Source organism: Xanthomonas sp. BRIP62411, assembly GCF_003993525.1.
Taxonomy (GTDB): Bacteria; Pseudomonadota; Gammaproteobacteria; order Xanthomonadales; family Xanthomonadaceae; genus Xanthomonas; species Xanthomonas euroxanthea.
In genome coordinates this window covers 79,557-102,455 of sequence record NZ_QEZI01000005.1, presented here as the reverse complement: position 1 = coordinate 102,455, position 22,899 = coordinate 79,557, and the positions used below count along the sequence as shown (strand labels likewise).

Here is a 22,899-nt window from a genome sequence, read left to right as displayed (position 1 = left end):
GTGGCAACATTTGTGCTCGCCGCATGAGACATGCCCGTGTGACCGTATGAGCATGTACTCATATGCAGCTGCTCTGTCACTGCTCTGTCACTGCGAGGCCGCACATGTCGCTCAACACGCTATCGACCGGGAGTGCTGCCGGTCTGTTTCTCCCTCTCACGGATGACGCCTCGTCTCCGGAGGCGCCCGGATCCGATTCGGCCATGAACGACTCCGATCTGTTGCTGGCGATGGATAACCTGTTCCTGCAGCAGATCTACCAGCTGCTTGCCGCCATCTATGGCAATGCGCCAAACGATGGATCAGGCAGCGGCATTGCTGGGTTGTCCACGCCTTCGGCTGACGACATGCAGGCCAGCCAGCCGATCGAGAAGCGCACCTCCTGGCCGACGCTAGCGACCCCCTTCGATGCCAAGGACATCAAGGGATCCAAGCTGCCGCCTGCGGTGGATGGATCGTCGGTGACCTGGGACGGCGGCACGCTCACCGCATCGGAGCTCCAGATTGTTTCGACACTCAATCAGCATAAGGACAAGATGCCGCTTGAGTTCGCAAAACTCGACGACAGGATCAACGACCCATCCACACCCCCCGATCTGAAGAGCGCGCTGCAAGGCCTGCAGAAAGACCCGCGTCTGTTCTTTGCCATCGGCTCGCAGGGCGATGGCAAATGCGGCGGCAAGATCAAGGCCGCCGATTTGTGGGATTTTGCAGACCACCATCAACAGGTGACCGATCTGGGCGGGAAGAACGCCGAGTTCAATCCCAAAAATATCAAGGGAGACACGCCGCCGCCGGCAGCAGAGGGCTCCACGGTCACCTGGGACGGCGGCACGCTCACGCAATCCCAGCTGGAGATCGTTTCAACGCTCAATCAGCATCGCGACATGACGCCGATCGAGTTCGCCAAGCTCGATGAAAAGGTCAACGATCCGGCCACGCCGCCTGACCTGAAAAAAGCCCTGCAAGGCCTGCAGCAGGATCCCGGCCTGTTCTTCGCAATGGCATCCCAGGGACACGGCAAGCACCACCACGACGACCAGGGCAAGTGCAATGGCAAGCTGATTGCGGCCAACCTCTACGACTTTGCCGATCGCCATCCGCAAGTCACTGCCATGGGTGGGAAGAACGCGACCTACAATCCCGAAAAAATGAAAGGGCGCGACCTGCCGCCGCCGGTGGACGGCTCTTCGGTCACGTGGGATGGCGGGACGCTCACCCAGAACGAGTTGGAGATCGTCACCACGCTCGATCGCCACAAAGACAAGCTGCCGCTCGCGTGGGCCGATCTCGATGCGAAGATCAACGACCCGGCGACACCGCCGGATCTGAAGAAGGCATTGACGGAACTGCAAAAGGACCCGCGGCTGTTCTTCGCTATCGGCTCGCAGGGCGATGGCAAATGTGGCGGCAAGATCACCGCCGGCGATCTCGGCAAGTTCTCGGCCGGCCACGCGCAGGTAGCGGAGTACGCCACCAAGCAAGCCAAGGGCTACACGCAAAACTATGTGGCGTCGGACAGCCCGGACAAGACCGAGCCCACGGTCATGACCGAGAGCGACGCGATGCGCGAGTTCTATCGTTATTCGGACTATCTGCCGAAGGATCTGAACCAGGACGCGTTCAAGCACCTGGTCGAAGGCGACGACAAGACCCAGAAGCGCCCACCGCAGGTCATCGCTGCCGCGCAGTATTTCCGTGAGCACCCCGATCAGTGGAAGGCGCTGGCGGGAGACTCGGGTACGATGAGTACCCCGGATTTTCTGCAGAAATCCGCATCGCAGATGCACCTGACCGCGCCAGAACTGAAAACGCTGGATACCATCAACAGCCACCAGGACGCGTTTTTCGGCGACGGCAAGGAGGTGACGCGCGACAAGCTCGACACGATCGCCAAAGACGACAAGGCCGACCCCGCAGTTCGCGATGCCGCCAAACAGCTGTTGGGCGACCCGCTGCTGTTCGGCGTGTTGAACAACTCGATCACCGGCTACAAGAAGCCCCACAGCTTCTTCGGCGGCGGCCATGTCGTCGACTCGGGCAAGATCAGCAACAAGGACTTTCAGCAGTTCTACGAACATATGACGGCGGCCAACAAGACCGTGGAGAAATCGCCCACGCACGCAGCCACATCACCCGACCAGCAGAAGGCCGTCGCGGACATGTTGATGGGCAAGGCCGATCAACCCGAGATCAAGAAGAAGAAAAAGGACATCGGTACCGTCGGCAAGGGATTGCATGAGTTCCTGAAATGGGACAGCAAGATCCTGGACTGGGCCTCGGTCGGACTGAGTGCACTGAACGGCATCCCCGTCATCGGCGAGTTTGCCGATGCAGCAGCGCTGGCACTGGAGAGCGAAGCGCAGGCAGCACAGGTCCTCGACACCGCACTGCAAGGCGGCGACATGTCGCTCGCGTGGAAACTCGCCGGCATCAACATGGCTGGGGCGGTGGTTGGCGCTGTCGGCGGACCTACGGCCAGGCTCGCAGCCAAGGGGGCCGCCAAAGGGGTCGCCGAGGGCGCTGCCAAGGCGGCAAGTGAGGGCGCAGCCAAGGGGGCGAGCAAGGGCGCAGGCGAAGGCGCGGCCAAGGGGACAGCCGAGGGCGCAGCCAAGGGAGCAGGCAAGGGGGCAGCCGAGCGGCAACAGCCAACTGATGCGGTTAAAGGTTATTTAGTAGGTAGCAGCATCAGCAAATCGACTGAGATGCTCAAAGTGCCCGTGTTGGCAGGTTTGCATTACGAAGAGATGCGATTGGACAAGGAGAAGAAGAAAGGCGAGATTCGCCAGAATCTGGAAGACGCGGGCGGGGTGCCACTGGGTAAACAGACTATTCCCAAGCCCATTGCAGACAATTTCGAGGCGGATACGAAGGAGAATCTCAGGAGCTTGAGGGGTGGGCGGCGCAGGTAATGCTCGCCTTCGTTCGGCGTTTGCTGTGAGAGCAGTGCAGGGCGATCACCACGATCGCCTGATGCATTGGCGTGCCGATTAACTGATTTCAGGCGCACGCTCTCGCGGTTCGATAGACGGGGGCTGCAATAAATTTTGCCGCACATACCTGTTCACCACTGCGAGTGAGCGTATCCGTATAAGCGAGATTGCCAGCCCAGCTGGACGCTGCATTGGGTCGTCTTGCACCTCCCGAGTGCCGAACGAACGCAGTCTTATCGACCGGCAGCGCGCAGCGCAAGGGTTACCCACAGCCGCCTGACAAAGGTTGGCGGCCACCATCTTGCTACCTTGCACGCCAATGTCCCTTGCCGGCTGTTATCTGCGACCGGCAAGCATTCCTGCACCGGCCCCCGGACCGGGGGGGTTCGCGAGAGCTGTGGAAGTGGCGAGCGGAGCAATGACGCTGCATCGAAACGTGAGAGGCCAGCGCGCTGGGGGACTCTCTCTGCTATCGCCTGCCCGAAGCGCATTATCCTGGCCTGCCCGGAAAAGGTGAGCGGCCGGACCAATGCAGGGCTGAGCGCTTGGGCTGCAGCCCTGCAGCAATTGCAGAAGGATGTTGCAGAGGTTTTTTCAGTTGCCTGCGGATAGCTGCGGGCTACCGGGAATCACTGACGGGACCACGTTTGAACACTTGACACATTATTGCTATTGAAATAATTCAATAACTCCTCTCTCGTTCGCACTTCTGTTACATGGCTGACCTGGCGATCCCAGATGACCAGTTTTTCACCTTGGCGCATCGCAGCAACGAGGTGTCCGATGCCTGAATGACGCTCCATGCCGATCGCAATCTTTTCGTAGTTTGGAAGCTGATGAAGCGCACTTGCAAGGTCTTGCGGCGATCCGCGCTGGTGTTTGACACTGCCATTTTCGAATTTACTAATCGCCCAGGTAAACTGGTCTGGCGTCATGCCATGCTGGCTGATGTATTGAATGTTGTCCGGTGTCAGGCCAAGCCCGTTGACAACATCCGCCTCGGCGAGCCCGGTCAGTGCCGCAATCGTATGAAGACCGCAGTCGTTACTGGTGCCTGCATGGAATGGCGGCATGCCAAGTGGCCGCATCTGCTGAGCCTGTGCGTTCGACTGAGCAGGCTTGGGGGCGGTGCGATATCTTTTCGGAGCGGAACGTCCCTGGAGCTGTGCAAGCGGCCCATCGCTTTTTGTGGTCGGCCTGCTTTGCCTTTCGGCGCTGGGTGAATTCACTACGGGGTTAGTGTAGGAGCGTGCTGTCTGGGGTGCGGAAGAAACCTTCATGAATACCACTCGCTTGTATTGATGAAATAGAGTGAAACGCAACGCGCGATAGCGAATCCACGCCTGATATTTGGGGTGGCCGCTATGGGCGGCAACAATGCAGCACGCTGACCATTTTTTGCGACCTGCATCGCGAAGTCGGGCATAGCGATGCGAATCGAATGTCCGGGGTGCAATGGCGTTAATCCCGCATCCGGGTTGTGCAACATGATCCTGTCGTGCTCCGGAGTGCAAGGCACATGATCCAGGTCTCGGTTGCACATTTTTCAGCAGGACATCTTCGCGCGCGGCAAGAGTCTTTCGCAGGGGGTTGCCCGGCTATGCATCCGGTAATGGAGACTTTCTCCTACCGGAATGGTGTATCGGTACCCATCGCATACTTTCTCGAGGATTTCGGACAATGTCGGAATTGGGAAATCTCCACACAGTGAACGACACATTCTTCACCAGCCTGGGAGTCCGTCTTGGGTTGCCTGAGGAGCTTGCGCAGCGACTTGGCCAAGGCGAAACCATCCTTGGTCCTGCGGGCATGCTGTGTCGTGTCCACGCGCAGATGCAGCAGGGCGAGATGACGGCGTTTCCGGAAGTGATCCTGCCATTGGCCGCACGCGAGCTCGGCGGCGAGGAGGTGGTGACGCTGCTGGCGCTGCAGGAACAATTGCTGACCCAATACGGCTGGCGGCTCACGCTCTCGGACCTTGGCCTGCTCTGTGTCTGCCCGCTGTTGGTCGAACGCACGCCCGATGCCGTGGCCACTGCGCTGGAGCGCGGGCAGGTGACCGCACGTGTGGTGCTGGACGCGCTGGTGACGCAGGCCGGCAGCACGGCCGAGGTGGCCTCATGAAGCTCTCCAGCAACATCGGGACCTCTTCCAGCGGCCGCGCAACGGCTCCTGCACCCACACGCCCGACGCATGCCGAGGAGGCCGTCGCCCTGCCACAGGCGCGAGTGCCAACCGGGCCGCTCGCCGGCCTGCCCTCTTCGGGCCCGGTATTGCGCGGTCGCCGCGCACCGGTTGCACGTCGCGTGACCACCGACGCAAGTCATGCCGAGTCCTCGCATGGTGCATCACATCGCTCGGAGTCCTCGCAGTCATCGCATTCTTCCGAGTCGACGGACGCAGCGTTTTACACTCCGTATGTAAGCCCCGCGTCCTCGGTCGTCGATGAGCCGCATGCGCCTGCCGTTGCAGCGAGCTATGCGCAGCGCAGCGCGGCGGCGGCCGCTGAGTTGAAGGCGCAGCTACGGACTCGCCTGGGCACTCTGCGCTTTGCAGCGCCCTCGGAGGAGCAGGAGGCACTGCAGGCCGCGTATCTGGAATGGGCGGACGCGCGCGTGGACGAACGCATCGCCGCGTTCGGGCCGGATGCCGGATACCAGATCGTCGGCGATATGAAGACGGCAGGCGCAAAAGCAGCGTGGCCGATCGCTTACGAGTGCCTCAGGGCCTTCGTCATCGGCTCGATGCGGACCCCGTTCGGTCTCGCCGCCGGTGCAGCCTACGATGGCGCGCGTGCGCCCGGATCGGAGACGCTGAGTACGACGACGCTGTCCGGCACAGTGGCGGGCCTGATGTCCTATACCAGCGATACGTTGCTGATCCCGGCGATGGACCGGCGCGCGCGTGTTGCCAACCTGCCGCGGTTCCAAGCCATCGACCCCAAGATCCTGGTGCCCGATCCGCCGCCGGCCCTGCTGGAAATCACTGCCGAGGGCAAACGCTTCACGCGTCCCGGCGAAGGCAACACCGAAACGCTTCCCGAGCTCAAGGCGCAGACCTACGACCTCCGCCAGGGAATCACCCAGTGGCAATCGACCCTGGACGACAAGTCCCTTGACACCTTGCTGCTCAAGCCGACGATCAACGCGGGATTCAACGCGGCGCGGCGGACCTCCGCCGACCCGGGCACGCGCACGCCGGCCGGCCAACTGGGCTTGAGCGCGCTCGCCATTGGCGGGGCAGGGGTGGTGCAGAAGGCGATGCTCGAAACCGGCAAGGCGGTTGCGCGTACCGGCCAGATGCGCGTGCCCGACCTGCTTGGCGGACAGCAGCGGCTGAATCTGTTTGCGCTGGCATTGCCGGACAAGACCCGTCGGCCCGCGCAATGGTCCGACGCCGTGCATTTCCCCAACTACCTGCTGGAAACCGGGATGGAAGGCCTGGCGTTGGCCAGGCAGGCCTTGAGCACCACCAACGCGATCACCACTGCGGTACGCGATGTGCTGGGCCGTCACATGCTCAGCAACGTGCTGGCCAATTTCGCCTCGCTCGGGGCCGGCCGCCTCATCGCTGCGCCCTTGCGTGGCGGTAACGCAAACGGCAGCGTTGCGGGCGAAGCCGCCAATTCCACCGCCACGGTCGTGCAACAGGCAGCGCAGACCCTGTTCAACGATACGATCTGGAATGCGCTCAAGGCCAAGAACGGCGCCAACACCACCCAGGCCACGCGCCTGGACCAGGAACGCGCCGCCAGCGCCGCCGGTCATCAACGCACCATCGCAGGCACGCTTCAGGCGCTGGCCGAACCCGTCGAGGCGGCGATCGCGCTGTTGTCGGCGCCGACATCGGCAGAGATTGCGCGCGCCCTGGAGGAGGGGCAGCCGCTTGCGCCTGCAACTGGGCCGCTGGCGGGGAGATTGCGTGAAGCCCTGGAGGAATTGCGCACGGAGGTCGGCACGCAATCGGTCTCGATGGCGACCATCGACACTGTGCTCGACCGCCTGCACGCCGGGCAGGCGGCGATGTTCAGCGGCGTGCCACGCAACGACCTGACCAAGACACTCAAGACCGAGCTACAGAAGCTCAGGCAGGCACTGCACGAAAGTGAGGAACTTCGCCAGTGGGAAAACGGCAGGCCGTGAGCGGTCGATCCTGCAGCTGATCCACTGCGTCGCGCACGCCGCCACGACAGACGCAACCGCCGTTGCGTCTGTCGTTTGTTGGCGGTCCCGGGGCCAGCCCGGTGCGCGGCTTACGTGCGAGTAGTGGTGGTGGAGCGGGGCGATACGGCGCGCGGCACCGCTTCGTACGCTGGCCATTGACCGACCGTGCGCATGGCCTCGGCGATGCGGTTGCGCTGGCGCTTGACGATGAAGTCCACGCCACGTTCTTCGGTCAGTTTTGTCTTCTCGCGGACCAGCAGCAACGTCGGCTCCCACACGGCGGGCTGCTGCAGCAACGCGTCGAAGGCGGTGCGCTCGGCGAGTGCAGCCGTGTCGTCACCTGCATCCTGCGCCACCAGTGCAAGTGCGCGGTGCACGTCCAGCAGCGGTGCAGCTTCGCTGCGTAACGCCTCGTCGGCGAACAGCGCAGCCAGCGCGTTGCCATCGGCAAAGCGCCTGGCCTGCTGCATGAAATGCTCCAGTTGCAGCTCTGCCAGCACCGGCTGCAGGGTCTGGTCGACATCGGTGCCCAGCTTGACCAGGCCGTAGTCGGCCCAGCGCTCCCACTGGGTGCGGACCAGGCGCTCGAACGCGGCGAATTGCGCGAAGTCGGTTGCGCGGTCGCTGCGGACCGCATCGATTTCACCACCGAACTGGAACAGCGTGCAGAACGCGGTGGCCACGTCCGCGCTCACTTCGGCGACATAGCCGGCATCGAGTGCCGAGAGCGTGGTGCTGGCCGCAGGCGTTGCCGATGCGCCTCCGTGTCGATGCTGGGCAAGCGCCAGTTGCACGCCGGCCGTCAGGCGTGCGGCCGCTTCCACCCGGCGTGCGGCGGTGGCGTCGCAGTAGTGCGTGGTCATGTAGCCGGCCACGGTCGTCGATGTCCAGCCGAGGTCCTGGCGCGACTTGACGCCGAGCCCCAGCGCACCGCCCGCGCGGCGGCCGTGCGCATCGCCTGCACGCAGGCCGGCGCTGACGCTGGCGCCGCATTCGGTGCCCTGGCTGACGCGTGCGGCCTGGTCGATCAGCCCGACGCTGGCGTCCGGATGCTCGGCCAGCAATGCCTGCATCCAGTCCGCGTCGGGGGGTTGTGCGGAAGGATCGGGCGTTGCGCGGCGTACCAGATGCTCCAGCATGCGCAAAAATGCCTGCAGCAGCTCCGGCTCGCGTCCCTTGCCCAGCCGGGGGATACGGAGCTGCAGGCCGTCTTCCACGCCGGCCTCGCGCCGATAGCGCCAGTCCACGGCGGCCGACACCCCGGCTGCCGCGTAGTCGCTTTCCACATCGATGCCATAGCCGACAGTCAGACCCGCACCGAGCTGGCACTGCGTCGCGGATTGGCGGCTGATCTGCAGGTACAGGCCGGTACGTCCCATGTAGAACTCCAGCGAGGCATCGCGATTGCACTGCATGCTGGCGATCAGTCGTGTACCCAGGCCGAACGCAGACCCTGCAATCGCAGCTGCCGCCGAAAGCGGTGCGAGATTGGCGCCCCAGGTCTGTTGGCAGGTCATCCGCCAGCGGTCGCGCCATTCCAGGTGCGAGAGCATGTCGCGCAGCAGGTCCAGCAATGCCTCGGGGTGAGCCAGGGCGCCGGCACCGGTCTGCTTCATCAACTGCAAGGTCTTGTCGACGGCGGCGTCGAAATGCGCCAGGCAGTCCTGCGCATGTGCGAGCCACAACGTGGCCTGTGGCGAGGGATCGCCTGCTTGCGGCTCCGCCGCTTGCTCTGCGTGCTCCGCCCGCACCGTAGACAGGCAGGTGCGCAGCAGATCGAACGCGGCTGGCGCGGTGCAGCGACCGCTCCGCACCTGCTCCCAGGCACGCCGCAATCCTTCCGGTGGCGCTGCCTGCACCGCTGCACCGCCCGGGGTTCGGGATGCCTGCGCCTGATGGTGGTTGTGCAGCGCTGCGGCACGTTCGGCGATGCGTGCAAGGGTGGCGGCATCGAAGACCACGCAACTGCGGTCCACGTCCTCATCGACCCATTGCAGCAGCTCGGCCGCCGCCTGCCAGTGCAGCTCGGCCTGCGATGGAACACTGCCCTGCGGTCGGGCCGCATGCAATGCGCCCAGGTAGCCGGCCAAGGCAGCCGCGGCGTGCTCCAGGGTCAGGTTGGTGCGTCGACGCGGTGTCGGCAGTGCGGTGGCCGATGCGACCTCAAGCCCCTCCGACAAGGCCTGCAGTGGATTGGGAGCGCTCGCGTGTGCGCCGGCAGGATGCGGCGAGGTGGCAGTACGCACCGCCTCGCCGAACGCCTGCAGGTGGGCGTTTGCGCGCGCATACGCCGAATCGGGAGCACGCGACTCGTAGCCGTTGCGCAGCGCATGGTAGGCCGCGCGTTCGTCGCTGCTGCAGGTGCGCAACGCGTCTGCCGGGTCGGCCGCGTGCAGGGCGACACCGGCGGCGCGCCGCGCACCGCTCAGCCAGCACCGCGTGGCGGCATCGTCCACAGGTGCGGCGCGCAGCAGCGCATCGGCCCGCAACGCAATGCGCGCGATGTCCTGGCGGCCGGGGTCGGCGGCACGCTCGTGGCGTGCCTGGATCAACTGTCCCAGTACCTGACGGCCGCGTGGCACACGTCCCAGGGTCTCCAGCCAATGCGTTGTCGCCGCCTCGATCGCTGCGCGGGCAATGGCGGAGTGCTCGCCCATCGTCATGCCCGGCGGGTCTTCGGGCCGTTCCGGATCGGCGGGGATCAGCGCGCTCCAGGTGCTGTCGTGGACACGGTCGAAGGTGGCCAACAGCAGCGCCGCGGCGTCAGCGCGGTTGTCGCCGAGCACACCGGCCACTGCCGCGCGCAGCGCGCCGAGCGCGATGGCCACGATCCCCGCTGCAGGCACGGCCTGGTCTGCAAAACGCGCGGTGGACAGCCCGCTCGCCCAGGACGACAAGCGGTTGCGCAATGCGGTGGCCGCGGCGGCATCGGTTGTGCTGGAGGCGGTCTGCGCGATCTGCGCGGCAATCAGTGCGTCCGATGCGGCCCGCAGCGCCTGGCTGGCGCGCAGATCGTCGGCCGCTGCGCGGTCAACCTCCTCCTCGAGCGATTGCGTGAGATCCGCCAGCGCCGGCAGCAGTGCACGCAACGCGTCGGCGCGCGCAGCGGTCTCGAACAGGTCGCCGGCCACGATGAGTGCTGACTGCAGCGCCTGTGCCAGTGTGGTGTCGAGGTTGGCGGCGCGCGCTTCCAGGCGCTGCAGCAAGGCCTGCTGTTTCTCGCGCAGGGCGGACAGGTGCTGCGCGTGCTGGTGCTGCTGGCGGATGCGCTCCAGCTCGGCTTCGTGCTTGAGCAGGTCACGCAAGCGCGGTCGGCGCTCGTTTGCAGCAGGCGCGGGCATGGCCGTGAGCTGGTCCAGTTGCTGCTGCAGCTGGTGCTCGGTGCGCGCCAGGCGCTCGCTGCAACTGGCGATGTGCTTGCGGAGCAGCGTATTCCAGGTGGCCAGCACCTGTTGGCGTTTGCGGGTGGCGTTGGCACGGTCGGCCAGGCGCGGCGCGCGTCTGGCCTGCAGGCTTGTGTCCTGCTCCAGGCGATCGATATGCAGCACCACCAGGCGCTCCAGCGCGGCGGCCTTGCGCACGGCGATCCGGGCGTCGCTTAGCCGTTGCGAGGCGGCGAATGTCGCTGTCTGCAAAGGAGCGAGTGTGTGCCAGTGGCCCGGCTCTGCCCGAGTGGGCGGTGCAGGCTGCGCAGATGTGCCCTGGTAGCGCAGCAGGCGCGTATGGTCGGGAGTGGCCTGCCGGGCGATGCCCACCGCCGTGCCGGCGAGCCGGGCGAGCTTCTGCAACGACTTCCGCACGCCCCGCAGCCTGCCTGTCTCGCGTGGCGCAGGCGTGCCCTGTCCGGTGTCGGCAGCAGCTGCGGTGTAGCGATACACCCGTGCGGCCACATCCAGTTCTGCAGCGCGTGCTTCGGACTCGGCCGCTGGCCCATCCAGTTGATGCAGTCGGTGATGGGCCTGCTTGTGCGGCGACGGCGTACCCGCATGCGCCGCGCCATGGCTGTTGCCAGGCAGCCCGAATGTCAGGGTGGAAGGGCGGATACGGGTCACGCTCGACTCCTCGCATGTGGACCTCGACACCACCGGGCGCCGATACCCGGCAGATGCGTCAACGCAATGCATCTGCCGGGCGCGATCGACGCACAGCAACGGTGCAGAGTGTGATCAGCCGCTGTAGGCCTTATGGCCGATGCGTGTCGCGCCGATGACCTGGGACGCGTTGGGAGCAATCACCTCGTCGGGCGCATCGGTCTTCAGGTTTGCCAACGCCACCGTCGCGCCTGGCGCGTCGGTGCGGAACACTGCTTCCTTGACCTGATTGAACTCGCAGTTTTCCACCTGAAGGCTCGTATTGATATCGGCATGCCCACCATTGGTGCGGAAGACCTTGCTGGCACCCTCGACGGTGTCACCCGACATCACCACGTCGGCAGCACCGTTGTCCTGCACGACCTTGTCTGCGGCATTCTTGAACGTGCAATTGATGATCTCGACCTTCGGCCGGCCGCTGACCTCAGCGCTACAACCTGCAATTCCCGCATCATGCTCGCGGTTGCCCTGGCCATCGATGGTGACCGCATCCTCGCTGACATCTTCGTTGACGCAGTTGACCATCTTGCCGCTGCCCATGAAATGCACCCCGTCGCCGCCGCCCGTCATGTTGACGTTGCAGAGGCAGCCGCCGTCCTCGACGACGAACAACGGTTGCTGGTGCTCGTCCTGATCGCCTTTGCCCAGGCAGGGGCCGCCGATATAGCTCTGATTCTTGCCGTCGAACACCTCGCCCTTATGCACCACGATGGGCTTGTTCTGTACGCCGGGCGGTGCGGTGACGACCTTGCCGGGAGGCAGGGATGCTTGCGTGCCGTTGGGGCTGGGCGTTACCGGCTGGCCGGTGCCAGGCGGCGTTGCCGGTTGACCCGGGTTGCTGTGGGATGTGCCGTTGCCGGCTCCTGTTCCGTTGGTGCTTCCGTTGCCCTTGTTGGTGTTGCTGCCATCGCCGCCGCTGCCATTGCCAGTCCCGCTGCCGTGTTGTCCGCCGGGGTTGGTGGAACTCGGCGGGTTCGATGGCGGCATCGAGGGCGTCGGATTGGGGGTGGTCGGTGACTGACCGGCACTGGATGGCTGATCCTGTGACTGCAGCATGTCGCTGAGCACGCGTTGCATGCAGTACGCCAGCATGCTCATGATCACCGCGGTGAGGGCTTGTTGCTGCGACAGGGAGAACGAGGACGGCTGCAAGCTCGCAGTGGTGTGTGAGGGGATGGCGAGATTCATTGGCGAGTGTCCTTGCGAGTGATGAATGGCGTAAGAAATCCTGCGAAGGGGGAATCACGGCGCGACAGCGTGGCGATGTGACACGGTGCAGTGGATGCGCAAGGCTCCGATCAGCGTGCTGCTGAGTCGTGCCTGCCTCGCTGCAGGCATCAGCTTGCATGCACGGCTGAACACCTCAGGCGCGTAGCCATAGATAATTCCCTGTCGCGATTCCTTCAAACATTTCGTCGTGTGCAATGAAGATATTGTTGTTCCAGTAACGGCCATGCTCGGCGTAGTGGACGAGCAGATCGCAGATCCATGCGCCGTCGACGTCGTCGTCCAGCGGAACGCGCACGATCAGCACGATCACGCCGGCGTCGTTCAATCCCAGTTGCGCCTGGTCCTGCGCGTACACCGAGAGGTTGGCTTCCAGCAATAGCCGGAAGACCGTCAAGCTGCGTCCCGCAGGAGCAAGGCCGTAGCAGATGCGTAGATACAGCGCTTCTTCTTCCGGCGCTTGCTGTGCTTCATCGTCGGTCTGGGCTGCAGGCATGTGCAGATAGACCTCAAACCCGTCCACCCACAGCACGCGTTTGCTGAGCACCGTCTGCACATCCGGCAGGTCCAGTGCTTCGCACATCTGCTGGACGATCGCTTCGAATCGGGTGCTGCTCATCTGTCGTACGACATGCGCAGGGCCATGCACCGGCCCTGCGTCATGTCAGGGCCCATTACTGGCCAACCAGCTGCTTCGCGTTGTCGCCAGCCTTGCCGATGAATTTGTTGAGCGCTACGTTGAAGTCAAGTTCGTTCTTCTTCTCGGTCAGGTAGTTGTTCATGCGCTCCTGTGCGGAGGCTGAATGGCCAATGCCACCCATCAGACTATCCATCTGATTGTCTGAAGTCTGGCTGCTCATATGATTGTCGTATCTGCTTGAAAAGTCCGATTTAAACAGATCCCCGCCCTGGCCCAATCGCGGCCCAATCGATTGTAAATCCGACATATAAATACTCCTCAGCTAAAGATGAAGTAACGTGGAGCGCCTGCCGGCGCGTTTTGCTTGACCAACGTGGCCAAGGAACTCGATGATCAAGGCATGCTGGCAATGTGCGCGACGATGTCGCGTGCGGCGTTGATGCCGTCGTGCAAGACGGTGAAATTGTTGCGCGCAGCCTGATCGCTCGCTGCAGACCAACGCACACGGAGTTGTTGCGCGGTCGTGTGCAGCGCTGCATCGATGTTGCGCAGTCGCTCACCGGAGAGATCCTCCGCCTTGGTCTGCAAGATCTTGCTCATATCCTGGGTGACCGTATGGGTCATGGCGTCGAACATGGTGCGGTTCTCATGGCGCCGCGTGCTGCGGCAGGGAAGTCAGGTGCTTGGTGCCGTCCGGGGTCTCGACGTAATGCAACCCGTCGGCGAGCAGCGCGGCGTCGTAATTGGCGGGCGGTTTTACCGACGGGTCCTGCTGGGTGATGTCCACATGCAGCTTGCGGACCTCCGGGCCCAGATCGCTGCGTAGATCGGCGATCCTTCGGATTGCACGCTCTGCGTTGTCGCTGCTGCCGGCGATGGAGAACACGCCTTGGCCGTCGTAGCGAACGTTCAGATCGCGGTCGGCCAAGGTATCGCGCAGGGTTGCCAGCACCTCATCCACCACCAGCACATCGACCGTGACCGCATGTTGGTACCGGTGCAGTTGTACGCGCAGGCGTGCCGCATCCGCGCTGCTCGCCACCAAACCCTCGACGCGCACGCGCGTACCGACCTGTTCCACGCGCGCTTCGCGCAAGCCCAGCCGTTTCAGCACGGACCGGACCTGGTTGAGCTGGTTGTCCTGGCTGCGCGCGGGAGCGGCATCGGAGAGAAAGGCCGGTAGCAGGGAGGGCAGCAGCGCTGCGGCGGCCAGCGCTAGCATGGCGCCCACCACTGCGCGCAGCGCAGTGCGCCTGGACTTGCGTGGTGGGGGTGTTGCCGGCGTCGCGGCTGGAGACAGCAACCGCTCCAGCAGCGCCACATCGTCCGGCCACTCCGCTGCAGCCTCGCCGACGCACAGCACCAACGGACCAAAACGCACTGGATGCAGCGCAACAAACGGTGTCGTTGGCAACGCGTCGCTGCGATAACGAACTTGACCATCTGCATCCACCTCGATGATGAGCGGGCCATCAGGCCAGTCTTCGATCCGGATCTCGGCCTGGGGATCGGCGCCTAACGTGTAGCTGCCTGGCTGCAAATCTAATCGCGCGCCGGCGTGTATTCCCGTCAGTATGCGAAGTTGCATGATCATGCACGAATCCCCTGAGCGGCCCCGTCTTGGTGTTCCATCAGTAGCGTGTTCAAACATGTGACGCCACGCGCACAATCAGCGGGTCTGCGCGGCTTTCCCGCGCTGATCAGCATCAGCGGCAGCAGCAGGTTGTAGCTGCGCAGCGCCGGTGTGGGCTCCGGTTGCGCGCGCACCATCTCCGCCAGGCGTTTGCGCAAGGTGTCGATGCTTTCGGACAAGGTGCTCGCCTGGACCGATTGCAGGTGCTCGCGCATCAACATCCAGACCATGGTGGTCAGCGATGCGGCGACCGGATGGGCAATGCCGATGTCACGCAACTCCACGAACGCGGTGGTGAGGGCGTGCCGTCTGACCGTCTGGTCGGCGGCGCGCGTTGCCGCATAGCGATCGATGACTGCCTGGACACCCGCACGCACATCCTCGTCCCAGTGTACCGGCGAGGCGCTTGGCCACGTCCCTGCGTGCGGATCGCCGGCATGTGCGCGACCACCGGCGCCATGCTGATCGTCCTGACGTTGTCCCTGCTCCTGGGGTTGAGCGACTGCGATGCTGACGCGGCCGCGTAGCGCCGACACGCGCGCCGCTTCGGCATCTTCCTGGTCGGTGGCGTCGAGCTCGTCGTCCATGCCATCCAGCGACCGCATGCCGCGTCGCCGCCTGCGTGGCGGAGCGGGGCGCAGACGGGGGGCATGATGGGGCGTGTCCGCCAGCGGCTGCGCGCCAGCTCCCGGCGCATCGGCATGGTGATGCGAGGCGCCGGGCGTGGTCGGCAGCGACGGCGGCACAGCGCCTGGGGAAATGCGCCGGATCATGGAAAGGCCGCCTGCATCAGCGCCTGGCCGAACTGCATGATCGCCGATGCGCCCCAGGGCGCGGTGACCGCAATGGCAGCCACCACCACCACCAGCTTGAGCGCAAACGAAATTGACGCATCCTGCAACGACATCACTGCCTGGATGAAGGCAATCAGCAAGCCGGCAAGCGCGGCGACGCCGACCACGGGCAACGACACCTTGAGGCACAGCAACAAGGCTTCGGAGGTGAACCGCACCAGATCGTCATGGTCCATGGCGTCACCGATAACTCAAGACCAGGCCGTGGATCAGCATGGACCAGCCATCCAGCGCCACGAACAGCAGCAATTTGAACGGAATGGCCACGTTGGTCGGCGTCACCTGCGAAAGACCCATTGCCATCAACGCATTGGCCACCACCAGATCGATCACGATGAAGACCAGGTACAGCAGAAATCCGATGCGGAACGCCTCGGTCAGCTCGCTGAGCGTGAACGCCGGCGCCAGCACGAGCAGATCGTCCGGCTTGAGCGTGTCGGCCTTGTCCTTGGGCCAGATCTGCTGCGCCGAGCGCATGAAAAAAGCCTTTTCGCGCTCGCGCGTGTGTTTGAGCAGGAACTGCCGAAACGGTTCGCGGCAGGCGTCGAGCAGCACCACCACGCGGCTGTTGTCGGCACCGGGACTGTAGTTCTGCGCGGCCTTGAACGCCTCCATGCCCACCGGCGCCATCACAAAGCACGACACCAGCAACGCGACGCCGTTGAGCACCATGTTGGGCGGCACCTGCTGCACACCGATGGCATTGCGCAGCAAGCCGAGCACGACCACGATCTTGGTGTAGGAGGTGACCACCATCGCTGCGAAGGGCAGCAATCCCAGCATGATGACCACCAGCAGCAGCGAGCCGACATCAGGCATCTGCATGTGGAGTCTCCGACATGCTGAGGATCTGCACGCCGAGATGTTCGCCCACCGCCAGCAGCCTGCCGATGCCGATGGTCTGGCCATAGACGACAAGACGGATGTCGGCCTGATCCACCGGCACCGACAGTTCGAGGATCTGGCCGGGCTGCAGGCCCGACAGTACCGACAGCGACAGCGCAAGTTGGTCCACTTCCAGTTGGACAGGCAGCTCCAGTGCCGCCACATCGGTGGTGGACTGCGAGGGATCGGACTCGGGCGTATCGTGCTGCATGGCGGGGGCGGTCTCCAGAATCATCTGTTGCGGGTTCAGGCGTACCGGTGCGCGCAACACCGCACCTCCGGGGAGGCCCCAGAGCAACTCGCCGCTGCGCACCGGAGCCGGGCCAAGCGCGTGCAGCAGCACATCGCCCGGGCGTAGCGACTGCAGCAGCGTCGCCGCTGCCGTGCGCTGGCCAATGCGCAGGCGCGTGCTCAGCCGCAGTGCGCTCAGCCAGGCCGGCAGTGGCGATGGTGTCGCCAGCGCAGCGGTAGCGGTTTGCAGCGCGGCAAGCAGCAATGGGCTGGCGGTCTCCGCGATCGCGTCGATGTCGCCGAGGGCGATGCCGATGTCGCGGCAATTGGCCGCGTCCGCGCAGCGCTCGAAGGCGACGACCTCGGCAGCGCCCAGTCCGAGTGGTGCGAAGGCGCGCAGCGCATCGCTCAACAGCACATCGGCGATCGCGGTGCGCAGGGCGGCATCGGCTTCGTTCAACAGCGGCGCCAGTCCGTCGCGTGCGGCGATCCGCAACTCCAGGGTGCCGCTATCGAACTGCAGCTGCAGGCGCGCCGCTTCCGCGGCCCGGATGCCGCGGCGTTGCGCGGTAAAGCCGCAGCGGCGTGCGGTACGCGGGTCGCACAGGATTCTGCCGAGCTGCGCGCGCGCAGCAGGCACGTGGGTCAGCGCTTGCGACAAGTCGCGTGCCGTTGGCGTCGGGCTCGGCTCGGTTGACAAAGCGGGGTCCCTCGATATGGCTGTTCTGCATGTGCGGCGCTAGGCGACCTCGATGCTGATCTGCAGCGTGTCGCTGAGCGCGGCCTTCAATGCGGTATCCAGACGCTTTCTTCCATTGCAAAGTACCTCGCGCGTCTCGGGCGAGCCGCTGTCGAAGCGAAGCGATAGCTGGTCTGGCGAAAGCCGCAAGAACAGCGTGGTCTGCGGCAGGATGTCGTGGTTGATCTCCAGCCACGCCTCCCAGATCCCTGCGCCGCGCACCGGCGTGGCATTGCAGAATTCGGCCACCCGCAGCGCGATGTGGTGGATGGCCATCTGCGCGCGTTGGGTGCGGATCCACTCGGCGGCGATCTGCCGACCCAAGGCGTCGCTGTCGTTGCCTCGGGCGATCTGTCCACGATTGCCGTCATCCAGGCAGGGGGGCGCGCCTGGCAGCGGCGCAGCGTCGTGACCGTCGCTGGCAGCATCCGCATCGCCTGGCAGCGGCGGAGCGTCGTCGCCATCCTCCGGCACCACCATGTCCGGCAATCCGCGCAGCACGCTGCTCAGGCGTCGGCGCAGTTGCATGAAGCTGACACGCTGCGTCGCACGCACCGGAGTGGGCGCTGCGTGCGGCGGCAACGGTGCACCGGCGATCGGCAGGATGCGCACGTGGCGGACCGGTGGCTTGCGCATCAGGCCACCACTCTGCCGATCGGCTGCAGCTGCACCTCTGCGCCCAGTTCCTGGAACGAATAGACCTCCAGCCAGTTCAGGCGCGCCTCGATCATGCGGCGCACATAACGCCGCACGTCCATCGATGCGACCACCGCCAGTGGATGCTGTGCCTGATCTGCGACGATGCGCTCCACCTGCTCGACCAGCTGGTTGGCCTGCTCCGGTGGCAGGGCCAGGAAATTGCCTGCCGGCGTGGCGCGAATCGACTGCCGGATCAACTGTTCCACCGCGTGGTCGAGCATCACCGCAGGCAGCTGCCCGGTGCCTGCGGTCGCAGTGTGCGCAAGATAGCGGCCGAGATCGCAGCGCACATACTCGGTCAGCATCAGCAGGTCCTTTTCCTTCGGTCCCCACACCACCAGGCTCTCCAGGATGCTCTTGATGTTGCGCACCGGGATGCGTTCTTCCAGCAGCCGCCGCAACACATCGGCGATGCGCTGGGCGGGCATGGCCTTGTTGACCTCTGCAACCAGCCCGGGATAGTCCGCGCTCACCTGTTCCAGCATCCACTGTGTTTCCTGGATGCCGACGAACAGATGCGCGCGTGCACGCAGCGGTGCGATCGCCTGTTGGGCCAGCGCCTTCTGCAGGTTTGCGGTATCGCTCAAGGCACTGCGGGTTTCCGGGACGTCGTGGATCAGTACTTCGTACTGCAGGTCCTGCAGGGCGTCGCTTTGCCAGATCGCAATACCCGGAAACGGCAGGCCCAGCAGTTCCACCAACTGCCGGCGTTCGCACTCGATCGCCTGGTCCAGCAGTGCCGGGTCGAGCCGCGCAGCCAGTTGCGGCGACAGCCGCATCGACAGGGGCGAGGCGAAATCCGGCGCGCTCTTGCGAATGTGCGGTGCATCGCCCTTGGCGCCCTTGCGGCTGGTGGATGGCAGTGCGGGCTGATCGCTGCCGCTGACATCGCGTTGCTTGCGCCAGATCGTATAGCCGCCTGCGCCCACTGCCGCCGCCAGCAGCAGGAACAGCACCGCAGGAAATCCCGGAACGAACGCAAAGCAGGCCAGCAGCACGCTCGCCGCCATCAAGGCGCGCGCATTGCCGGTGAGCTGGCGGCCGATCTCGAGCCCGAGCGAGCTGATCTTGGCCTCGTTCTCGTTGGCCACGCGGGTGATCATGACGCCGGCCGCCACCGAGATCAGCAGCGAGGCGATCTGCGAGACCATCGCATCGCCCACCGACAGGATCGCAAAGCGGTTGGCCGCCTCGCCTGCGCTCATGCCGTGATAGGTCACGCCCACCACGATGCCGGCCAGGATGTTCACCATGGTGATCACCAGGCCGGCGATGGCGTCGCCCTTGACGAATTTCATGGCGCCATCCATGCCACCGTGCAGTTGACTCTCGATCGCCAGCCGCGCGCGTTTGCTGCGTGCCTCGTCTGCGCTCAGGTTGCCGCCGCGCAGGTCGGCATCGATGCTCATCTGCTTGCCGGGCATCGCGTCCAGGGTGAAGCGCGCACCGACTTCTGCCACGCGCTCGGAACCCTTGGCGATCACGATGAACTGCACCGTGGTGATGATCAGGAACACCACCAGGCCCACCACCAGGTTGCCGCCGACCACCAGCTCGCCAAAGCTCTCGATGATGTGGCCGGCCTCGGCATGCAGCAGGATCGATTTTGTCGACGCGATGTTCAACGACAGCCGCAGCAGCGTGGTGAACAGCAGCAACGAGGGAAACGACGACAGCGAGATCGAGTCGGGCACGTACATCGTGACCATCAGCAACACCACGCTCAGGGTGATGTTGATGCCCAGCAGCGTGTCGATGAGCGGGGTGGGCAGCGGCAGGATCATCAAGCCGATGACCGCCACCACCAAGGCGGCGATCGCCACTTCACCGGTGTATGCGAAATACCGTGTCAGGCGCATGCGATCTCCTAGCAGGGCAGCGGACCGCTGCCGTCATCGTTGTCGCGGCCCAGCTCGTCGACCCAGCGCAGCACCACCGCCACCGTTTCGAACAGTGATTCGGGAACCGCCTCGCCCAGTTCGACTTGATGCAGCGCACGCGCCAATGGCGGGTTCGCCACGATCGGAATGCCCTGGTTGTGCGCGTAGGCACGCAGTTCCAGCGCACCGTCGTCCACTCCCTTGGCCACCACTTGCGGCAGACCGAAGCCGTCCGGTTCGTAGGCCAGCGCGACGGCGTAATGGGTCGGGTTGACCACCATCACCTTGGCCTTGGCGAGGCGCTCGCGCGGGTCGCCGAAGACCAGTTCCTTAGCGAATTCCTTGCGCTTTCCCTTCAATTCCGGATCGCCTTCGCTATCCTTGTGTTCGCGTTTCTGCTCGTCCTTGCTCATGCGTTTGTCGCGAATGAACAGCCAGTGCTGCACGCTCCAGTCCGCCGCGCCGACCAGCACGAATACCAGCACCGCCAGGGCGCACAGGATGCCCAGCGCACGCCAGCCGATCTGGGCGATGTCGGCCGTTGGCTGGTAGGCGAGCCCGATGATCGTAGGCATCAGTGCGCGCAGGCCGTACCACAGCACCACGCCGATCACCGCGGCCTTGATGCCCAATTTCAGCAGGTTGATGAGACTTCGCAACGAAAAGAGTTTTTTGACCCCGTTCACGGGATTGAGCGAATCGAACTTGGGCGTGACCGGTTTGAGCGAGGCATTGAGCCCGGTCTGCAGAAAGCTGCCGATCAATCCTGCGGCCAGGCATGCGACCACGAAGGGCAGCGTCAGCCACACGCCCTGGACGCCGATGCGACCGAGTGCGCGGTGCAAGGCGGTGGCATCGCGTGTATTGGCGCTGAAATCGAAGCCGATCGACATCAAGGCGCGCAGGTGTTCGACGAAATAACTGCCCGCCAGTTTCATCACCAACAACGCGGCCAGCAGCACGGCGGCGGCAGTGACGTCCGGGCTGAGCGGCACTTCCCCATCCCTGCGCGCATCCTGCAGTTTTTTTTCTGTCGGCTTCTCGGTCTTCTCATCCGACATGGCGATCTCCGGCCGCGGTTGCTGCACGCCGATTCTGGTTGAGCCATCGCCAGGCGATCCGCTTCCAGGGCGAACGTGTGCATGGGTGGACGAAGCACGATGTGTTTGTTCGCGATGGTATTCCGATGTTCGCTTCTGAAGAGCCTTGGTTGGCGCCGACGCGTACGTTACGCACGCATGCTGTCCACAGCCATTGAATGACGAGGTGCGGTATGGAAAAGATGGAATGTCCCGGTTCGGTCGTGAGTGGGCTGATCGAACTGATCACGGTGGGGCTGACGCACGAGAAACTCGAAGAGGCCGCAGCGGTACTGGCCGCCGTGCGGGTGCTGCGGCCGGAGCTGAAGGCGCTGGATACCTTCGATGCCTGGATCGCGATCAAGCGTGGCAGTTATCTGGAGGGTGCGCGCCTGTTGCGTGAGCTGGAGGCCGATGCCGGCTCCAAGCCACTGTGCAAGGCCTTGTACGCGTGCTGCCTGTTTGCGGTGGGCGACGCCTCGTGGCATGGCATTGCAGACAGCCTGATCGAAGAGGACGCCGATGCCGACGCCGTTGGCCTGGTCAAGGCGCTCTCAGGACGCTACACGCCGGCCCCCATGCAGGCGGAATCGGCGACCGAATCCGCCGCGCCGATGGAGGTTCCCAACGCGCAGTATCTGCGCGCCTGACCCGGACGTTACCCAGCCTGCGGAACATGCCATGACGCTCATTCCTCCTGTTGCCCCGATCACTGCCAGTTCCGGCCTGTCCACGCCCGCGATATCGCCGACGGCAGCGCCGAACCAGGCGCTCGTCAACCGCTTCCAGGCGCTGATGCAATCCTCCAGCCCGCTGCCGCCTGCCATGCAGCGCGTGGGAGAGCCCAGCATGGTGAGTCGGATGGTCGACGTGCAGAACGATGGCGTGCGCACCATCGCCGAGCATATCGATGCCTTCAGCATGCGGGCGCCGACCATGGACCTGCAGGAAATGGCCTCGCAACAAATGAAGCTGATGCACGAGCTGACCATGGTCGGCTTCAACCTCAATGTCAGCGTCGGCGTGGCGCAGTCGGGCAAGAACGCCGTGCAGACTTTGTTCAAGAACCAATAGCATGCGAGCGCTCAGATATCTGGTGGTGTTGCTGCTGGCACTGCTGCTGTCTGGCTGCGACCAGCAGCTGTATTCCGGGCTGACCGAGAACGACGCCAACGAGATGCTCGCCGTGCTGCTGACCGCCGATGTGGATGCGGAAAAGCGCACGCCCGACGACGGCAAGACCTGGGCGATCAACGCACCGCATGACCAGTTGGCATACGCGTTGCAGGTGCTGCGCGCGCATGGCATGCCGCACGCGCAGCACGCCAATCTCGGCGAGATGTTCAAGAAGGACGGCCTGATCTCCACACCCACCGAAGAACGCGTGCGCTTCATCTACGGCGTGTCGCAGCAGCTGTCGCAGACCCTGTCGAATATCGATGGGGTGATCGCGGCCGACGTGGAGATCGTGCTTCCCAACAACGACCCGCTGTCCACCTCGGTCAAACCCTCCAGCGCCGCGGTGTTCATCAAGTTTCGCGTCGGTAGCGATCTGACCAGCCTGGTGCCGAGCATCAAGACGCTGGTGATGCACAGCGTGGAAGGACTGACCTACGAGAACGTCAGCGTCACGCTGGTGCCAGGCGGGGCGGAAAGCGACGCGCAGCTCTCCACACCGGCGCCCCCACGTGCCTGGGCGTGGCCATGGCTGGCCGGATGCGCGCTGGCGCTGTGCGTGGCAGTTGGTGCAGCAGCGCTGTACTGGTGGCCGAGCGCCGATGCACGCCGCTGGGGCGGCTGGCAGCGTCTGCGCGCGTTGTCCAGAAAACCTGCTGGGTGAGGCCG

20 protein-coding genes are annotated in these 22,899 nt (G+C 64.5%); 6 read left to right on the top strand and 14 right to left on the bottom strand.

Annotation, left to right across the window (positions count from 1 at the left end; all coding sequences use genetic code 11):
• Positions 1–104 precede the first annotated feature (104 nt).
• Positions 105–2,912: an HrpF/NolX family T3SS translocon protein gene (locus EO139_RS02380; protein ID WP_126969197.1), complete on the top strand. Its 2,808-nt coding sequence runs from the start codon at positions 105–107 to the stop codon at positions 2,910–2,912.
• Between the two features lie 650 nt (positions 2,913–3,562).
• Here the strand turns inward: EO139_RS02380 and EO139_RS02375 are convergent.
• The gene (locus tag EO139_RS02375) at positions 3,563–4,213 is read right to left on the bottom strand and encodes a hypothetical protein (protein WP_126944944.1); all 651 of its coding nucleotides are present in this window, start codon (positions 4,211–4,213) and stop codon (positions 3,563–3,565) included.
• A 400-nt stretch (positions 4,214–4,613) separates the two neighbouring features.
• On the opposite strand from EO139_RS02375, the gene hap3 reads away from it, so the two are divergent.
• Both hap3 and xopF1 read left to right on the top strand, forming a co-directional pair.
• On the top strand, positions 4,614–5,057 hold the full coding sequence (hap3, locus tag EO139_RS02370) for an Hpa3 family type III secretion system protein (RefSeq protein WP_126969196.1): 444 nt from the start codon (positions 4,614–4,616) through the stop codon (positions 5,055–5,057).
• Positions 5,054–7,075 carry a type III secretion system effector XopF1 gene (xopF1, locus tag EO139_RS21360; protein WP_164739682.1) on the top strand — a complete coding sequence of 674 codons (2,022 nt, stop codon included), beginning with the start codon at positions 5,054–5,056 and terminating at the stop codon, positions 7,073–7,075. Before hap3 ends, xopF1 begins: the two co-directional genes overlap by 4 nt.
• Before the next feature lie 110 nt (positions 7,076–7,185).
• Here xopF1 and xopZ read toward each other — a convergent pair whose 3' ends face one another.
• The 13 genes from xopZ to sctU all read right to left on the bottom strand — a co-directional run bounded on the left by xopZ (position 7,186) and on the right by sctU (position 21,036).
• Positions 7,186–11,148 carry a XopZ family type III secretion system effector gene (gene xopZ / locus EO139_RS02360; protein ID WP_126969195.1) on the bottom strand — a complete coding sequence of 1,321 codons (3,963 nt, stop codon included), beginning with the start codon at positions 11,146–11,148 and terminating at the stop codon, positions 7,186–7,188.
• A gap of 114 nt (positions 11,149–11,262) precedes the next feature.
• Positions 11,263–12,375, bottom strand: coding sequence for a pectate lyase (locus EO139_RS02355; RefSeq protein WP_164739681.1), 1,113 nt, complete (start codon positions 12,373–12,375; stop codon positions 11,263–11,265).
• Positions 12,376–12,550: 175 nt separating this feature from the next.
• Positions 12,551–13,033 carry a CesT family type III secretion system chaperone gene (locus tag EO139_RS02350; protein ID WP_126969194.1) on the bottom strand — a complete coding sequence of 161 codons (483 nt, stop codon included), beginning with the start codon at positions 13,031–13,033 and terminating at the stop codon, positions 12,551–12,553.
• A 55-nt stretch (positions 13,034–13,088) separates the two neighbouring features.
• A complete protein-coding gene (gene hrpE, locus EO139_RS02345) occupies positions 13,089–13,361 on the bottom strand; it encodes an HrpE family protein (protein WP_104583492.1) in 273 nt (90 codons plus the stop codon).
• Positions 13,362–13,447: 86 nt separating this feature from the next.
• On the bottom strand, positions 13,448–13,690 hold the full coding sequence (gene hrpD6, locus EO139_RS02340) for an HrpD6 family protein (RefSeq protein ID WP_126969193.1): 243 nt from the start codon (positions 13,688–13,690) through the stop codon (positions 13,448–13,450).
• Between the two features lie 10 nt (positions 13,691–13,700).
• Entirely contained in the window at positions 13,701–14,648 is a 948-nt protein-coding gene (gene hrpD5 / locus EO139_RS02335) for an HrpD5 family protein (protein WP_126969192.1), read from the bottom strand.
• A complete protein-coding gene (locus EO139_RS02330) occupies positions 14,645–15,460 on the bottom strand; it encodes a 4-hydroxyphenylacetate catabolism regulator HpaA (RefSeq protein ID WP_126969191.1) in 816 nt (271 codons plus the stop codon). The genes hrpD5 and EO139_RS02330 overlap by 4 nt, the downstream gene beginning before the upstream one ends.
• Positions 15,457–15,717, bottom strand: a complete 261-nt coding sequence (gene sctS / locus EO139_RS02325) for a type III secretion system export apparatus subunit SctS (protein ID WP_002802878.1) — start codon at positions 15,715–15,717, stop codon at positions 15,457–15,459. The genes EO139_RS02330 and sctS overlap by 4 nt, the downstream gene beginning before the upstream one ends.
• 4 nt (positions 15,718–15,721) lie before the next feature.
• On the bottom strand, positions 15,722–16,366 hold the full coding sequence (sctR, locus tag EO139_RS02320; protein WP_104583496.1) for a type III secretion system export apparatus subunit SctR: 645 nt from the start codon (positions 16,364–16,366) through the stop codon (positions 15,722–15,724).
• Positions 16,353–17,306, bottom strand: a complete 954-nt coding sequence (sctQ, locus tag EO139_RS02315; protein WP_164739696.1) for a type III secretion system cytoplasmic ring protein SctQ — start codon at positions 17,304–17,306, stop codon at positions 16,353–16,355. Before sctQ ends, sctR begins: the two co-directional genes overlap by 14 nt.
• 90 nt (positions 17,307–17,396) lie before the next feature.
• On the bottom strand, positions 17,397–18,032 hold the full coding sequence (gene sctP / locus EO139_RS02310; RefSeq protein ID WP_164739680.1) for a type III secretion system protein SctP: 636 nt from the start codon (positions 18,030–18,032) through the stop codon (positions 17,397–17,399).
• Entirely contained in the window at positions 18,032–19,954 is a 1,923-nt protein-coding gene (locus tag EO139_RS02305; RefSeq protein WP_126969190.1) for an FHIPEP family type III secretion protein, read from the bottom strand. The genes sctP and EO139_RS02305 overlap by 1 nt, the downstream gene beginning before the upstream one ends.
• A gap of 8 nt (positions 19,955–19,962) precedes the next feature.
• Positions 19,963–21,036 (bottom strand): type III secretion system export apparatus subunit SctU, encoded by a 1,074-nt coding sequence (sctU, locus tag EO139_RS02300; protein WP_126969189.1) that lies wholly within the window; start codon positions 21,034–21,036, stop codon positions 19,963–19,965.
• 212 nt (positions 21,037–21,248) lie between these two features.
• Between sctU and EO139_RS02295 the strand changes: the two genes are divergently transcribed.
• From EO139_RS02295 to sctJ, 3 genes are read left to right on the top strand one after another with little or no spacing between them, the layout of a single operon-like run.
• The gene (locus EO139_RS02295; RefSeq protein WP_126944772.1) at positions 21,249–21,704 is read left to right on the top strand and encodes an HrpB1 family type III secretion system apparatus protein; all 456 of its coding nucleotides are present in this window, start codon (positions 21,249–21,251) and stop codon (positions 21,702–21,704) included.
• Positions 21,705–21,735: 31 nt separating this feature from the next.
• Positions 21,736–22,128 (top strand): type III secretion protein HrpB2, encoded by a 393-nt coding sequence (locus tag EO139_RS02290; protein WP_126969188.1) that lies wholly within the window; start codon positions 21,736–21,738, stop codon positions 22,126–22,128.
• Between the two features lies 1 nt (position 22,129).
• Complete coding sequence (sctJ, locus tag EO139_RS02285) at positions 22,130–22,894, top strand: type III secretion inner membrane ring lipoprotein SctJ (protein WP_126969187.1); 765 nt, start codon at positions 22,130–22,132, stop codon at positions 22,892–22,894.
• The last annotated feature ends 5 nt before the right edge of the window (positions 22,895–22,899 follow it).

Excerpts from the sequence above, each read along its gene's own strand:
- EO139_RS02380 (WP_126969197.1), top strand. The coding sequence starts at position 105 with ATGTCGCTCAACACGCTATCGACCGGGAGTGCTGCCGGTCTGTTTCTC.
- EO139_RS02375 (WP_126944944.1), bottom strand. The coding sequence starts at position 4,213 with ATGAAGGTTTCTTCCGCACCCCAGACAGCACGCTCCTACACTAACCCC.
- hap3 (WP_126969196.1), top strand. The coding sequence starts at position 4,614 with ATGTCGGAATTGGGAAATCTCCACACAGTGAACGACACATTCTTCACC.
- xopF1 (WP_164739682.1), top strand. The coding sequence starts at position 5,054 with ATGAAGCTCTCCAGCAACATCGGGACCTCTTCCAGCGGCCGCGCAACG.
- EO139_RS02355 (WP_164739681.1), bottom strand. The coding sequence starts at position 12,375 with ATGAATCTCGCCATCCCCTCACACACCACTGCGAGCTTGCAGCCGTCC.
- EO139_RS02350 (WP_126969194.1), bottom strand. The coding sequence starts at position 13,033 with ATGAGCAGCACCCGATTCGAAGCGATCGTCCAGCAGATGTGCGAAGCA.
- hrpE (WP_104583492.1), bottom strand. The coding sequence starts at position 13,361 with ATGTCGGATTTACAATCGATTGGGCCGCGATTGGGCCAGGGCGGGGAT.
- hrpD6 (WP_126969193.1), bottom strand. The coding sequence starts at position 13,690 with ATGTTCGACGCCATGACCCATACGGTCACCCAGGATATGAGCAAGATC.
- hrpD5 (WP_126969192.1), bottom strand. The coding sequence starts at position 14,648 with ATGATCATGCAACTTCGCATACTGACGGGAATACACGCCGGCGCGCGA.
- EO139_RS02330 (WP_126969191.1), bottom strand. The coding sequence starts at position 15,460 with ATGATCCGGCGCATTTCCCCAGGCGCTGTGCCGCCGTCGCTGCCGACC.
- sctS (WP_002802878.1), bottom strand. The coding sequence starts at position 15,717 with ATGGACCATGACGATCTGGTGCGGTTCACCTCCGAAGCCTTGTTGCTG.
- sctR (WP_104583496.1), bottom strand. The coding sequence starts at position 16,366 with ATGCAGATGCCTGATGTCGGCTCGCTGCTGCTGGTGGTCATCATGCTG.
- sctP (WP_164739680.1), bottom strand. The coding sequence starts at position 18,032 with ATGCGCAAGCCACCGGTCCGCCACGTGCGCATCCTGCCGATCGCCGGT.
- EO139_RS02305 (WP_126969190.1), bottom strand. The coding sequence starts at position 19,954 with ATGCGCCTGACACGGTATTTCGCATACACCGGTGAAGTGGCGATCGCC.
- sctU (WP_126969189.1), bottom strand. The coding sequence starts at position 21,036 with ATGTCGGATGAGAAGACCGAGAAGCCGACAGAAAAAAAACTGCAGGAT.
- EO139_RS02295 (WP_126944772.1), top strand. The coding sequence starts at position 21,249 with ATGGAAAAGATGGAATGTCCCGGTTCGGTCGTGAGTGGGCTGATCGAA.
- EO139_RS02290 (WP_126969188.1), top strand. The coding sequence starts at position 21,736 with ATGACGCTCATTCCTCCTGTTGCCCCGATCACTGCCAGTTCCGGCCTG.
- sctJ (WP_126969187.1), top strand. The coding sequence starts at position 22,130 with ATGCGAGCGCTCAGATATCTGGTGGTGTTGCTGCTGGCACTGCTGCTG.